At 38.4% G+C, this 14,875-nt stretch carries 12 protein-coding genes; 5 read left to right on the plus strand and 7 right to left on the minus strand.

Annotated elements, in window-relative coordinates:
* Positions 1-103 precede the first annotated feature (103 nt).
* On the minus strand, positions 104-250 hold the full coding sequence (locus EWU22_RS13520) for a hypothetical protein (protein WP_231962882.1): 147 nt from the start codon (positions 248-250) through the stop codon (positions 104-106).
* Between the two features lie 38 nt (positions 251-288).
* Here EWU22_RS13520 and EWU22_RS10660 point away from each other — a divergent pair, with 38 nt between their 5' ends.
* The 4 genes from EWU22_RS10660 to nagA are packed head-to-tail and all read left to right on the plus strand — an operon-like array spanning position 289 to position 4,727.
* Entirely contained in the window at positions 289-1,632 is a 1,344-nt protein-coding gene (locus EWU22_RS10660) for a Gfo/Idh/MocA family protein (protein WP_130925536.1), read from the plus strand.
* 4 nt (positions 1,633-1,636) lie between these two features.
* Entirely contained in the window at positions 1,637-2,758 is a 1,122-nt protein-coding gene (locus tag EWU22_RS10665; RefSeq protein WP_109323318.1) for an acyltransferase family protein, read from the plus strand.
* A gap of 11 nt (positions 2,759-2,769) precedes the next feature.
* Positions 2,770-3,534 (plus strand): glucosamine-6-phosphate deaminase, encoded by a 765-nt coding sequence (locus EWU22_RS10670; protein WP_130925537.1) that lies wholly within the window; start codon positions 2,770-2,772, stop codon positions 3,532-3,534.
* Positions 3,534-4,727 (plus strand): N-acetylglucosamine-6-phosphate deacetylase, encoded by a 1,194-nt coding sequence (gene nagA, locus EWU22_RS10675; RefSeq protein ID WP_130925538.1) that lies wholly within the window; start codon positions 3,534-3,536, stop codon positions 4,725-4,727. Before EWU22_RS10670 ends, nagA begins: the two co-directional genes overlap by 1 nt.
* Here the strand turns inward: nagA and EWU22_RS10680 are convergent.
* The 3 genes from EWU22_RS10680 to EWU22_RS10690 are packed head-to-tail and all read right to left on the minus strand — an operon-like array spanning position 4,722 to position 7,804.
* Entirely contained in the window at positions 4,722-5,438 is a 717-nt protein-coding gene (locus EWU22_RS10680; protein WP_130925539.1) for a 3-keto-disaccharide hydrolase, read from the minus strand. The genes nagA and EWU22_RS10680 overlap by 6 nt on opposite strands.
* Before the next feature lie 15 nt (positions 5,439-5,453).
* Positions 5,454-6,479 (minus strand): Gfo/Idh/MocA family protein, encoded by a 1,026-nt coding sequence (locus tag EWU22_RS10685; RefSeq protein ID WP_130925540.1) that lies wholly within the window; start codon positions 6,477-6,479, stop codon positions 5,454-5,456.
* A 20-nt stretch (positions 6,480-6,499) separates the two neighbouring features.
* The gene (locus EWU22_RS10690) at positions 6,500-7,804 is read right to left on the minus strand and encodes a sugar MFS transporter (RefSeq protein ID WP_130925541.1); all 1,305 of its coding nucleotides are present in this window, start codon (positions 7,802-7,804) and stop codon (positions 6,500-6,502) included.
* Positions 7,805-8,255: 451 nt separating this feature from the next.
* Here EWU22_RS10690 and EWU22_RS10695 point away from each other — a divergent pair, with 451 nt between their 5' ends.
* Complete coding sequence (locus EWU22_RS10695; protein ID WP_130925542.1) at positions 8,256-10,823, plus strand: TonB-dependent receptor; 2,568 nt, start codon at positions 8,256-8,258, stop codon at positions 10,821-10,823.
* A 72-nt stretch (positions 10,824-10,895) separates the two neighbouring features.
* On the opposite strand, the gene EWU22_RS10700 is transcribed toward EWU22_RS10695, so the two are convergent.
* The 3 genes from EWU22_RS10700 to EWU22_RS10710 all read right to left on the minus strand — a co-directional run bounded on the left by EWU22_RS10700 (position 10,896) and on the right by EWU22_RS10710 (position 14,866).
* Complete coding sequence (locus EWU22_RS10700; protein WP_130925543.1) at positions 10,896-12,050, minus strand: hypothetical protein; 1,155 nt, start codon at positions 12,048-12,050, stop codon at positions 10,896-10,898.
* Positions 12,051-12,052: 2 nt separating this feature from the next.
* The gene (locus tag EWU22_RS10705) at positions 12,053-14,425 is read right to left on the minus strand and encodes a TonB-dependent receptor family protein (protein ID WP_130925544.1); all 2,373 of its coding nucleotides are present in this window, start codon (positions 14,423-14,425) and stop codon (positions 12,053-12,055) included.
* Positions 14,426-14,488: 63 nt separating this feature from the next.
* Positions 14,489-14,866, minus strand: a complete 378-nt coding sequence (locus EWU22_RS10710; protein ID WP_130925545.1) for a hypothetical protein — start codon at positions 14,864-14,866, stop codon at positions 14,489-14,491.
* Positions 14,867-14,875: the final 9 nt, after the last annotated feature.

The raw sequence follows: 14,875 nt of genomic DNA on the forward strand, positions 1-14,875 counted from the left end.
GTCACTAAAATGACGAAGACGTCTTTGTGACACACTTTGAAGATACAACTTTTTGTTGGCCATAATTAATAGATTTTAAGTTTAAAATTTTACTTTTAAACGGTCAACCTATTTCAGGCATTGACAAATTGGTTGTTTTTTCATTCTCCATTCTCCATTCTCCATTCTCCATTCTCCATTCTCCATTCTCCATTTCAGAACAGGCTTGCAAAAATGGAAGCAATTGATAACTTTGAAAAAGCAACGCCATACTCGGCTCAACAAATAAACCTATTTTAACTCAAAATAATGAAAAATTCGCGCAGAAACTTCATTAAAAAGGCTTCTACAGGAGCGGCCGTATTATCTATCGGAGGAATTCTTCCCAGCTTTTCAGCTAAAAGTTATAGCCATATTCTCGGTGCCAACGAAAAAATTACCGTGGCCTGTATGGGTGTTAACAGTCGGGGATTAGCTGTTGGCAAGAATTTTGCGGCACAAAAAAATTGTGAAGTCTTACACGTCAGTGATGTCGATACCCGTGCGGCAGATATATGTATCAATGCCATTGAAAAAATTCAAAATAAACGTCCCAAAGCTACGCCCGACTTCCGAAATGCCTTGGAGGATAAGGATGTCGATGTTTTAATCGTGACAGCTCCTGACCATTGGCATGCACCTGCAGCTATTTTAGCTTGTTCGGCTGGGAAACATGTCTATTTAGAAAAACCATGTTCACATAATCCCAATGAAGGAGAACTGGTAGTAAAAGCCGCAGCCAAATACAAAAGAATTCTACAGATGGGTAACCAACGTAGATCTTGGCCCAATGTAGCTGCCGCCATAGCGGAATTACATGCAGGTGTCATTGGCAAGCCCTATTATGCCAAAACATGGTATACCAATAACCGGGCTTCTATTGGAGTAGGAAAAGAAACCGCTGTTCCATCTTGGCTAAATTATGATTTATGGCAAGGCCCAGCTCCCAGAAAAGCATTCAAAGACAACCTCATCCACTACAATTGGCATTGGTTTTGGCATTGGGGTACTGGTGAAGCATTAAACAACGGTACCCACATGGTTGATTTGGCTCGCTGGGGATTAGACGTACATTATCCAACTAAGGTTAGTTCTAATGGGGGGAGATACCGTTATCAAGACGACTGGGAAACACCTGACACCCAAATGATTAATCTTGAATTTGAAAATAAATCACTCATCACTTGGGAAGGGCGCAGTTGCAATGGTAAATCTGTAGAAAGCCAAAGCGTAGGGGTCATTTTCTATGCCGAGCAAGGTTCCATGCTCATTGAAAGTGGTAATTCGTATAAAATCTTCGACTTAAAGAATAACCTAGTCAAAGAAGTGAAAAATGACTTTGCCGTTGATGCACGAAATTTAGCGGATCCTGCATCAAATTTAGATGCCTTACATATTCAGAATCTATTTGATGGAATCAAAAAAGGGGTAGCTGTCAATTCCGATATATTAAGTGGTCACCAAAGTACGCTATTGGTTCAATTGGGTAATATTTCGCAGCGCATAGGCCGAAGCCTACAAATTGATCCTCAAAATGGACACATTTTGAATGATAAAGAAGCCATGAAGTTCTGGAGCAGAACCTACGAAAAAGGTTGGGAACCTAAAATCTAAACGGATGAATAATCCAGATAATAATCAGTTTATTAGCCAGCGCTTACATTCATTGGATGCTTTGCGAGGCTTTGATATGTTTTGGATTATGGGGGCGGATGAACTCCTCCACAAAATTGCAGAGCAAAGTCAATCACCATTTTGGCAAGGATTAGCTCATCAATTTAAACATGTGAAATGGGATGGATTCCGTATCTATGATTTGATATTCCCCTTATTTTTATTTTTAGCTGGTGTTTCTACTCCATTTTCTATTGGCCGCTCCTTAGAACAAGGCAAAAGTAAAGCTGAGTTAGTAAAGAAAGTCGTTCAAAGAGGATTAACCTTGGTCATTTTAGGCATTATCTATAATGAGGGTTTAGAATTAAAACCCATCGCTGAAATCCGCTTTTCAAGTGTGTTAGGTAGAATCGGTATAGCCTATATGCTAGCCAATATCATATATTTATACACTAAAGAGAGAGCTCAAATCATCTGGTTTGCTAGTTTACTTATTGGCTATTGGCTCATCCTCAAATTCACTTCAGCGCCTGGTTTTCCCATGGGTGACCTTAGTGAACCTGGGAATTTTGCATCTTATGTTGATCGCAGTATTTTGCCTGGGAGATTATCCAGAGGAATCCATGATACAGTAGGCTTTTTCAATAATATCCCTGCAATCAGCACAGCATTAGCAGGTATATTGACTGGTATTTTTCTCAAAAAACAGCAATATAATGGCCTAGAAAAAGTCAAATGGATGGTCTATGCAGGAATTGCGTCCCTCATCATTGCCCAAATCTGGAATCTTGATTTTCCCATTAATAAAAACATGTGGTCCAGTTCTTTCGTGATGCAAACCACCGGTTTAAGCTTACTTTTACTAGCTCTCTTCTATTATATCATGGATGTGAAAGGTTATCAAAAATGGGCCTTTTTCTTTCAAGTTATTGGAATGAACTCCATTCTTATCTATTTATCAGGTCATTTTATCGATTGGGATTATACCAACAATGCCTTATTTACTTGGTTATTTCAAATTTTCGGAGAAAGCTATTCAGTTTGCCTCTCCGTGGTTTGTGTGATCCTAATTAAATGGGTATTTTTAAGATTCCTTTATGACAAAAAGGTCTTTTTACGCGTCTAAAGCCTATAACATTGAAACTACATATTTTTTCTGATCCTAAAAATCTAGGACAAGCTTCTGGCAGTTTAGCTGCTGAACACATCAAACAGGCCATACAATCCAAAGGTCAAGCGAATATCATTTTAGCTACAGGTACGAGTCAGTTCGAAACCTTAAATCAATTAATTCAAGAAAAAGATATTGACTGGAGCAAAGTAGTCTTATTTCATTTAGATGAATACATTGGCTTAACGATCACTCATCCAGCCAGTTTTAGAAAATATTTAACAGAACGATTCATACAATTAGTTCCCTCTTTACAAGCTGTCAATCTAATTAATGGTGAGCTAGATGCACAGGCTGAATGCCACCGATTAAATGAGATTATACGCCAACACCCCATTGACGTAGCCTTAGTTGGAATAGGTGAAAATGGACATTTGGCATTCAATGATCCACCCGCCAATTTTGAAACAAAAGATCCTTATATCGTAGTACAATTGGACGAAGCTTGTCGTAAGCAACAAATGGGTGAAGGTTGGTTTCCTAGCTTGGAAGATGTACCCCAACAAGCCATTAGTATGTCGATTCAGCACATCATGGCTTCAAAAAAAATCATTTGTTCTGTTCCTGATTTCAGAAAAGCGGAGGCCGTTAAAAATTGCTTGGAAAACGAAGTAAGCCCTTGGTTTCCTGCCAGTATACTCCAGAAACATGCTGATTGTTCGATGTATTTAGATCAACATTCGGCTGAATTACTTTCACCTTCGTTCAGAAAACAAGCCTTTAACGCCTAATGAACTCCAATCAATCCCGATATAAAATCCATCATGGTGCCGTCATTTTACCGAATGAAATTATACCCAATGGAACAGTATTGATTGAAAACGGGAAAATTGTGGAAGTAAAAGCTGGAGATATTGATTATCCAGATGCGATCGCCATAGATGCAAAAGGACATTACATATCACCAGGCTTTATCGACATCCACATCCATGGAGGTGGTGGCCATGATTTCATGGATGGTACCGTGGAGGCTTTTTTGGAAATTGCCAAAACACATGCTCGATATGGAACTACAGCCATGCTTCCTACGACCTTAACTAGTGAGAAGGAAGACTTGATTTTAACCTTAGATGCTTATCAAAAAGCCAATGAAATCAATACCGAAGGTGCCAGTTTTATTGGAATGCATTTGGAAGGCCCATATTTTGCCCTAAGTCAGCGAGGAGCTCAAGATCCAAAATACATCCGAAATCCTGATCCTGAAGAATACCAATTCATACTAGAAAATTACGATTGTATTAAACGCTGGTCGGCTGCTCCTGAATTACCCGGTGCCATAGAGTTCGGTGATTATGTCAATTCCAAAGGTATTTTAGTTGCCCTAGCGCATACTGATGCCATTTATGAGGAGGTTGAAAAAGCTTTCGCTCATGGCTATCGTTTAGCAACTCATTTTTATTCTGCCATGTCAGGTGTCACCAGAAAAAATGCTTTTCGTTTTGCGGGAGCAGTAGAAGCTGGTTATTTGATTGATGATATGGATGTGGAAATCATTGCTGATGGAGTACATCTACCATCCCCTCTTTTGAAGCTTGTATATAAAATCAAAGGAGCTAAAAAAACTGCATTGATTACGGATGCCATGAGGGCAGCAGGACTTCCTCCAGGAAATTCTATTTTAGGGCATAAGGATAAAGGGCTAGCCGTGATAGTCGAAGATGGGGTAGCTAAATTACCAGACAGAAGTGCATTTGCAGGAAGCATTGCTACGGCCGATCGATTGGTGAGAACGATGCTCCAAAAGACGGATGCTCCTTTATTAGAAATTATTCAGATGATTTCAGCTGTACCTGCCAGAATCATGAAGATTGACCATCAAAAAGGGAGTTTGACTACAGGTAAAGATGCTGATATCCTCATATTTGATCAGGATATCAACATCCAAATGACCATGGTCAATGGCCGAATCGTATATAACTTATAATTCCTTAATCTTAATATTTTTGAAGGCCACGTTATGTCCGTGATCTTGCAATAAGATATGCCCTTCTTGTATAGTTGGGTAATTGGGAAATGACTTGAACTTGCTTTGTTGGAAACCATCCAAAAATGCTTTGGATTTTCGGTTGATCGATACAATCAATTTCCCATCTAAATAGTGTTCTATCTGATCATTATTAAAAACGATTCTAGAAGTATGCCAAACAGCAATGTTCACGTCTGGTTTTTGGGCAGCCGCTATTTGATACAATGATCCTGTTTTAATATCTGCTGGTAAGTGCTTGTCGTTATAAATGAAATCCGCATCATCAATCAACTGATACTCATAACCTGGTTGCGAACCTCCCGTTGCTTTGGGCATTTTTTCTTCCACCAAATACTTAACTCCTGAATTACCCAACTTACCTAACTTCCAATCAAATCGAAGATCAAAGTTTTTGTATTTTTTCAAACTAACAATATCACCACCATCGGCTGCTTCACCACCATTGCTCAATTCCCCCAGCAAGGCTCCATCTCGAATCACCCAACCTTTCTTAGGAAATTCATTCATGAATGCCCCGCGCCAACCTTGGGTACTTTTACCATCAAACATCAACATAAACCCAGCTGATTTTTCACTCTTAGTCAACACATTATCTCGCGAGCACGAACATAAAGCACTAATAATCAATAAACTATATACTATTTTCATCGTTTAATAAGAGGTTTATTTTTTTGAATACATATCGGCTAAATTGACCTTAGCACCCTGTTGGTTTTTACTAGCATCGGCTGCTTCCATAAAAGCAAATATTTCTAAGGTTTCTTCTTTTGAAACGGGAGGGTTTCCTGTTTCAAAAAATTCGATAATCTTAATCAATAAAGGATCGTAGCCGCCATATGGGCCTAAATGTGCAACAGAATTGGCACCAAAAGCAGTGCCCCCATATTCTTGTTTTCCATTTTTCAATCCTCTAAAAGTACCGATACGGCCATCTTTCCAAACTCCTACTACCACTTCCTGTTCATCGTTGATATATCGATTAACAGATTGACAACCTGTGCCCATCATGGTAAATAAGGTCTCAACTCCATGAATTCCATACCAGAACAAATCGGGATGGGTCTTTTCAATTTTCATGGGACTATAGGCATCAGCCCCAATCACTCTTCCTACTTTTCCTGCTCTAATCTCTTGAGCACTTGGGGAAAAACGCAAGGAAGACGCTGAAAATATAGGTACTTTATATTTTTCTGATGCAGCAAATATAGCTTCAGCATCTTTCAAAGAAGCTGCAATGGGCTTATCAATGAACATCCTTTTCCCAGTTTTAAAAACTTCTAAAGCTTGCTCCAAATGCAATCGCCCATCATTGGTTTCCAACATGACCACATCCACTTTTTTCAATAATTCTTGAATGGAATTCACAATTTCCACCCCATATTTTTGTACTTCAGTGGTATATGCAGGAATTCTTTCAGTACTAGAAATTATATCTTTACTTCCTTGAGGATAAGCCGCAACAACTTTATATCCAGCATATTGACTAGCATCTGGAGCATTTAAAGCTTTAGTAAAAGCAGTAACATGAGAAGTATCTAATCCAATGATTCCAATGCGTTTCCCAGCTTCAGCTTTATTTAACATTGAGTTAAAAGGCAAACTGTTCCATGGATTTGAACTGGCTAAAGCCAATCCCGCCAAAGTACTATGTTGTAAAAATTGTCTTCGAGAGTTTGTATAATTTTTCATAAATAGGTGATTCAGAAATTTTATCTTCTGATTTTATGGCCGTAAACTGAGTAAAAAACGAGGTATAAATAACAAGGGAATAACACCCAATAAGCTGATCTCAAATCATAGATATCGGCTAAATATCCATAAAACAAAGGCATGATGGCATTCCCGCATAAGCCCATAATCAGAATAGATGCACCCAGTTTGGTAAATTTACCCAAGCCATCCAAAGCCAAAGGCCAAATACCCGCCCAAATCAACGAATTGGAAAGTCCCAATAAGACTACAAAACAAATGGAAATATCTACTTGATGGCCTAGAAATAGAACATCTCCATGTCCAAAAATAATCCCTAAAGTAAATAAGCTACCCAAAAGTGTGCAGATTCGGAAGGCATTTACCTGAGAAATAAATTTAGGAATGAATATGATTCCCAAGATATAACCCGCAATGGTGGCTAATAAAGTATAAGAAGGAAATACCTTAGCTTCTAACAAAGCTATGTTCATAGAGCCAGCATATCCAATGATCGTATCAATGGCAATTACTTGTGTCCCAACATGTAAAAAGATAGCAACAGCCCCTAAAATTAAATGTGGAAATTGAAAAATACTGGTCTTTCCAGAATTAGATAAAGCTTGCTCCTCTGACTCCGAATCTGTATCAATTTCAGGTAAAGGGGAATAACGCACCAATAAACCCAATAAAAATAAGACAGAACCAACAATAGCATAGGGTATGGTCACTCGTCCAACCAACTCATCCAAGGCCGCATTTCGGGCTTCGCCTGTCATGGAAGCTAAGTTTTTAAATAAATCACTGTCCGTCGCTTTTAATACTACAGCAGCAAAGACTAATGGTGCTAATACTCCAGCACCTTTATTGAATATCCCCATGATGGATATACGCTGTGCTGCACTTTCTTGCGGCCCCAATACCGTGATATAAGGATTAGCGGCAGTTTGCAATATGGCTAATCCTGCGCCTAGGGTAAATAGACCTATTAAAAATATAGGATATGTACGGGTCATGGAAGCAGGTAAAAAGATGAAAGCACCCAAGGACATAAGCCAAAACCCCAACATCATACCCCGTTTAAAACCAACCTTTTTCAAAAGAAAAGAGGCAGGAACCGACATGACAAAATAAGAAATGTAGAAGGCAAAAGTGACAAAATAGGCTTGAAAATTGCTCAATTCACAACCAATCTTAAAATATGGAATCAAGATGGCATTTACCCAGGATACAAAACCAAAGATAAAAAACATAAATCCAATGATCAGGATGGACACTTGGGTATCTCTCCTACTCAAAGCAGAAACGGAAACCGCTTTATTCATATAATGAAGGATGAAGATTGCACCATTTTCTATTTTGAAAAGAATACAATCGTTGATTTAAATAGGTTTTTATTAGTCCTAATTTAAATGAATTCCAATGAAAAACAAACCTGAGTAAACCTGACATTTTAATAGTTCCCGAAAATTTATTGTGAATTAAATAAATTTCAATTCATTTTTTTCCCTTAAAAAAAGTGTCAAATTCCTTGATTTTAACACTTTTCCATGAGTAAATATTGAACTATTTTAATTTTTTACTAAAAAATACAAAGAACTTTATCAAATACTATACTAAAATGATATACTAAATAGGATTATCTGTTTACTTTGCATTCAGATTTTAAACAAGTAAGGCTCAGACTCACCTCTGAGATTTTTTTAATTCAAATAGTCTACTAAATACATAGATTTAATTACAAATAAAATAACCGTAACCCATCTCTAACATCCCATGAAACAAATTTCTAAATTATTCATTTTACTAACGGCATTGGTATTACCACTCCTAGCCTCCGCCCAAGATAAACCTACCATCAATGCCAAAATAACAGGCAAAGTAATTGATGCCAAAACAAATGAGTTCATTATTGGTGCCTCCGTGTACATTAAAGGAATTACCAACGGAGCATCAACAGATGCCAATGGAGAGTTTTCTTTGATTACTGCCCAAAAATTACCCTTTACCCTGGTAGTATCATACGTTGGATACCAAAAGAAAGAAGTCATCATCAATAGCAATAAAGTAGAAATAGCCATTGAAGAAAGTACAAATGAGTTGACTGATGTGGTTGTAACTTCTAGAAGACGTCAAGAATCCATTCAGGATATTCCAATTCCCATTTCCGTAATACGTGGAGCTGTGGCTGAAGATGCTGGAGCTTTTAACCCAAATCGTTTAAAGGAATTAATTCCATCTGTACAATTGTACTCATCCAATGGTCGAAATACAACCTTGAACATCCGTGGTTTGGGATCATCTTTTGGACTAACCAATGACGGAATTGATCCTGGAGTAGGCTTTTATGTTGATGGCGTATATTATGCTCGACCAGCAGCTACAGCCATTGACTTTGTGGATGTAGACCGCATTGAAGTATTGCGTGGACCCCAAGGAACGCTTTTTGGAAAAAACACAACAGCCGGGGCTTTTAACATCACTACTAGAACACCAAGCTTTACCCCTGGTGCTACATTTGAAGCTAGTTATGGTAACTTAAACTACATCCAAGTTAAAACATCCGTAACGGGTCCAATTAGTAAAAAATTAGCGGCTAGAGTTTCCTTTTCTGGAACTCAAAGAGATGGTACTATTTTCAATACGACAACGTTAAAACCGACCAATACACTAAACAACCTAGGATTTAGAGCACAATTACTATATACTCCTTCTGAAAATGTCAATATCACTTTCGCAGGAGATAATGCCAGACAAAGACCAGATGGAAATGCAACTGTAGTAGCTGGAGTGGTTCCCACTAAACGTGCTGCCTACCGTCAATTCAATGCAATTATTGCTGATTTAGGGTATAAATTACCTACAACAAATCCATTTGATCGTATTACTGATGCAGATTCTCCTTGGAGAGTAAACAATGATTTTGGTGGTGCTTCTATTAATGTAGATGCCAAAATTGGAAAAGGAACTTTAACTTCTACTTCGGCATGGCGCTATTGGATATGGGATCCTTCCAATGACCGTGATTTCATCGGATTGCCCGTATTGACTAAGTCGCAAGGAAACTCAAGACATGATCAATGGACACAAGAAATTCGGTATGCTGGACAGTTCTCAGAAAGATTAAGCGGTGTTTTTGGTGTATTCTTAATTGATCAAATCCTAACTTCGGATCCTGTACAAACCGAAGAATCTGGTTCTGCACAATGGAGATTTGCGCAAAGTTCAACTTCAGCTCTTTGGAAAACACCAGGCTTATTTGATGGTTTCGGAACTAAAACTACATCGAGACTACATACTTTTGGTGCTGCCGTATTTAGTCAAGTTGATTGGAAGATATCGGATAAATTACATGTATTGCCAGGTATTCGTTTCAACTACGATAAAAAAGATGTGGATTATAAACGTGAGACCTATGGTGGCTTACAGACTACCGATCCTGCCTTAATTGCCTTGAAAAATGGCTTATATACCAATCAAGCATTCAATTTCAGTGTGAATGAAAACAACGTTTCAGGTCAAATTACTTTGGCCTACAAACCTAGCAAAACATTCAACTTATTTGGAACATTTGCTAATAGCTATAAACCTGTTGGAGTTAACTTGGGAGGATTACCTACCGCCAATGGAGCCGTTCTTTTAGATTTAGCTAGAGTTAACCCAGAATATGTTACTCATTATGAAGTAGGATTAAAAACCAAACCAAGTGCTCAATCGACTTTAAATGTTACCTTATACAACACTGATATCAAAGATTACCAAACTCAAGTTCAAACTGCTGAGGTAGGTGTTAACAGAGGTTATTTGGCTAATGCAGAAAAAGTTCGAGTACAAGGAATTGAATTAGATGGTAGTATTCGCTTAAATAGCCACTTCTCATTTACTGGTGCACTTTCTTATACAGATGGTATTTATGTATCATTCAAAAATGCTCCGGTACCTTTAGAGGAAACTGGTGGAACATCAGCATTCAAAGATGTATCGGGTGGAGAATTACCAGGTATCTCCAAATGGGCTGGTTCATTGAGTGGTGAATATATCAATTCAGGTAAATTCTTATCGTTAAAAGGTAATTATTTCATCGGCCTAGATACCTATGCTCGTTCTACTTTCTCCTCTAGTGCCTCTCCTTCTCAATACTTGAATATTGCAGGATATAACCTTGTCAATGGAAGAATTGGATTCCGTGCATCAAATGGATTCTCGGTTTTACTCTGGGGAAGAAACATCCTAGATCGTAATTACTTTGAGCAATTATTACCAGCTGCGGGAAGTGCAGGTCACTATGCCGCTGTATTGGGAGATCCTGCTACTTATGGCGTAACGCTCCGCTTTACTTATTAACAATCAATTCAACAAACTAAACAAAAGAAAGCCCCGGCCAATGCTGGGGCTTTTTATTTACATTCATACTGATTACTTGACTTCTTTCACTTCAATCACCCGCTCCTCTCCTTTCCAAGATTCATAAGCAACTAACCATTTTTTTCCATTCCATTGAATGACTGGATAAGAACAATCTGCTATTGAATCAGATATCCATTGGTGGCGCAGTTTCCCTTGCTGATCTTTTACATACATGCCTATTTGCTTGAAATATCGCTCACCTTCTTGTTTGATTTGAGCATATACCAAGGCGACTTCACCATGAGCATTGGAGGCTAGTTGAGCTTGTCGATATTTATCTCCTTTCAAATGCAAAATCAATTCTTTTTTATCTTGATATGCCCACTTTATTCCTGAACCACTACTAGCTCCCGTATACCAAGTAGCTTCTAAACCATGTGGCCCTCTTACTAAGCTTGGGCCAGCATGTGGACAAGCATTGACTTGCCAATGATCCGCCATCCATGTTACGGGTGGAGTAAATGTCTTTCCAAAATCATTGGAATGGATATAAGCCATATCCCTTTCTCCTAGATCATTCAAATCTCGATAAATCAGATCAATGTTTCCCTGATTATCTGCCAATGCATCAATCCGACAACATTCACAGGTTTGTTTATCCAAAACCCTCATTTCACCAAATCCCTGACCTGCTGAAGTCGCTGCATATACCAATGTTCTTCCTTTGGGCCCCAATTTCACGTCCAGCCAAAGTGCCCCCACTTCTCCATTAGCTAAAGGAAATATTTTACCAAAAGAATGACTCAAACCTGCCGTAGTATCTCGGTGTATTGTTTGGGCTTTGCTCCATTGACCTTGCTTCTCCATGGCATAATACAAGTCACCGCTAAACCGAGATTTCTCACTAGGTTTATTTAGTTCAAACATTAAAATGCAAGTACCATCCGCTTTATAAGATAGCTTGGGCATTCCTTCAGCATGAGTTGAAGCCTCTGGATGTATAGGAATAAGTTCATTGCTAGACCAAGACTGACGTGTTTTATCCCAAATTTTTCGAAAAAGCAAAACCGTATCTCCTTGCTTCTCTACCCAAGAAAGTACTAAGCTTCCGTCTTGCTTACGTGTAAATGACGGATCTTGAGCAACATGCTTCGGATTGGAGATTTGTTGACCTACACTCAAATAGGTCAACAAAACAAAAGGTAAAAGGAAAGAATATTTCATGATTATTTCGATTTAAACAATTGAAAAACATCCACTTGCAATCCTACATTGATGGTTCTAGGTGCAGCAGGCGTGAAGGTACTTTTGTCAGTAGCATTATTTCCTCTACTGGCGGAATTAGCGTATAATTCATTACTCAGATTCATCACATTCATGAAAACTTGGTAAGCTTTCCACTGATATCCTAGTCGTAAATTCAATACCGAGACTCCAGGAAGTCCTCCAAATCCCAGTTCGGCATAGGAAACTGTATTCACTTGATTTTGATACCATGAGCTAATTCTTTGCCATTCTAAAGCTACTCGAGCTCCTTTAACCCAATTGGGTTTGTAAGTAATCTCCACATTAGCCACAAAATGAGGTGCCTGAGGCATTTCTTTATTATTGACATTTTTTAAAGCATCGCTCGCTTTTTGACTTAGAACAAAATCCACGAACATATGTCGGGCATTTGTACCACCGAATCGAAAACTCCATTGATTATCTGGGCGATAAGAAATGGCATACTCGATGCCTTCATGCAAGGTTTTACCTGCACTTTGGTAGTCCGTCGAATTATCTGGCTGACGAATACCTAATAATTCATTTTGGCCATTCATTCGATAAATAGAATAGTCTAGAAATACTTTGGATTGAAATAAGGAAGCCCATCCACCAACTTCGTAATTATCAAAAACGGCTGGATCAATACTTAAATAAAACTTTTCTCCGGTAGCAATTGCTTGAGCAGCAGGACGCGCTCTAAATACGGCAGATAATGCTGGAGGGGAAAATCCTTTGGAATAATTGGCATAAAATCCAACTGCTTGACTAGCTTCATAAGTCATACCTATCTTAGGTGAAAATTGAGCATAAGACTTAGTTCCCGTACTTTGATCGATATAATTAGAATAATCAAATGACATATCGTCAAATCGTCCCCCTAAAGAAATGCGTAATTGTTCAATAGGATGCAAATCCCATTGAGCATAAACAGCCTTATTCCAAATTACAGCTTGGTAATTGGCTAAATAGGAATTTGGTAGTATGGAGGCTATTTCATATTTCTCAACCGATTTTTTATCTGGACGAAGTGTCGCATTCAAATTAATTCGATAAGCCCAATATGTGTTAGGAGAACGATCCAACAAAAAGCCAGTAATCAATTTAGCATTAAGCCAAGTGAATTGCCGACTATGTTGCCCCATGATACCCAAACTGGTAAAATCATTTGAATTGATTTGTCCAGAAGCCGTGGTTGATGGGGCTGTCCAAGCAATACTATATGCCGGATTTTGTCCCAAAGAATTTTCCCGATAAAAGGCCGTCAAACTTGAAAATGAATGATTTGATCCTTTATGCTCTAATGTGATTCTAGAACGAGAAGAAAAAGAACTTCTATAGGTAAAATCAGCTGGGCTTTTATAGGTTCTTGAATAAAATCCGATACTATCTATATTACCTCCTGTTTGCGAAAAGTAATCATTATAGGCAAATGAAGACCATAATTTTGTATTCGGGGATATTTGATAATCCAAACGAACATTGATGGATGATTTATCAAAATCAGAATTGGAAGCCCAAGCATTTTTTTGTCGGGCTATATAGCCACCCGTCATCAATGACCATTTTTTACTCAATTGGCCACCTGCCGTAAATTGGCTCCTAGCATATCCCCACTCATCAGCTTGAAAGCCAATGGATGCTGTAGGAGTCCCCGGTGCCATTTTACTAATTAGATTAATTGCACCACCTACTGCCTCAGGTCCATATAAGGAGGAGGCTGGTCCTTTAATGACTTCCACTGAATTTAAACCTTGAATATTGGTTTCAATAAGTGCATTATGATTAAAAACGCCTAATGGACGCAATGGTAAACCATCTTCCATGTACAAAAAATAGGGAGATGTCCCGAATGGCTGACGAATCCCCATGGCATGTTGCTCATTGTTATAATTCAACATGACCACTCCTGGCACTTTATTGATGATTTCCGTTAGCTGAATGGCTTTGGTATCCTGCAACAAAGTAGCACTAATTTTATGAATGGCCACAGGAGTTTCCGTTCTAACAGCAGCTTGTCGGGAAGCAGTTACCACCACTGTAGCCAAATCCAAGGAAGCCTCTTCCAGCTGAATGATGGAATTGAAATCTGCCCCTTTCAATGTTAAGGCTTGAAAACCTAAGGAAGTGATTACATATTCATCCGAAGGTTGTAGAGAGTTTACTAAGAACTCGCCTCGTTCATTACTTAAAGCGATGATTTTATTGGAATGAATTAAGGATGCGCCAATGATGGGCTCTTGGGTAATGGAATTTAGTAATTTATAGGTGCGTTGTTGCGCATTACTTGCGATTGATAGCAAGCAAAACAACGCTATAATAATAGCTTTCATTTTTAACTAATTTACATGAGAAAATAGGCTTGATAGAAGCTATCGAGCCAAAAGACCAAGAAATTAGCTACACTGAGGAGGATGAAAAGGCAAAAGAATGGAGGACTGAGCTGTCATCTCAGCATGTAAAAAATGATCTTCGGAAAAATCAGAAAATGATATTTGAAAAGCTAGACTTGCCATTTGCTCACAAGCCAATTGAATTTCCGGCATTTTTTCTAAACGCTCTGAATTCGTTTTTTGCTCTTTATCTTCTGCAGCCTTTAATTTTTTGGCCAAATAACATTGACCATTACAATTCAACTTAGGCTTATCCCGATTTTCGCAAAGATTTTTAGCAATATAATTTCGATTCACTTGATAGTATGCCACAGATGCCCATTGACTCATAAGAGGCAATTGAATAGCAATCAGTAAAAGGATGGCAATGATTCGTTTCATGGTGGTTCG

The organism is Aquirufa nivalisilvae, from assembly GCF_004307455.1.
In the GTDB taxonomy this organism is placed as follows: Bacteria; Bacteroidota; Bacteroidia; order Cytophagales; family Spirosomataceae; genus Aquirufa; species Aquirufa nivalisilvae.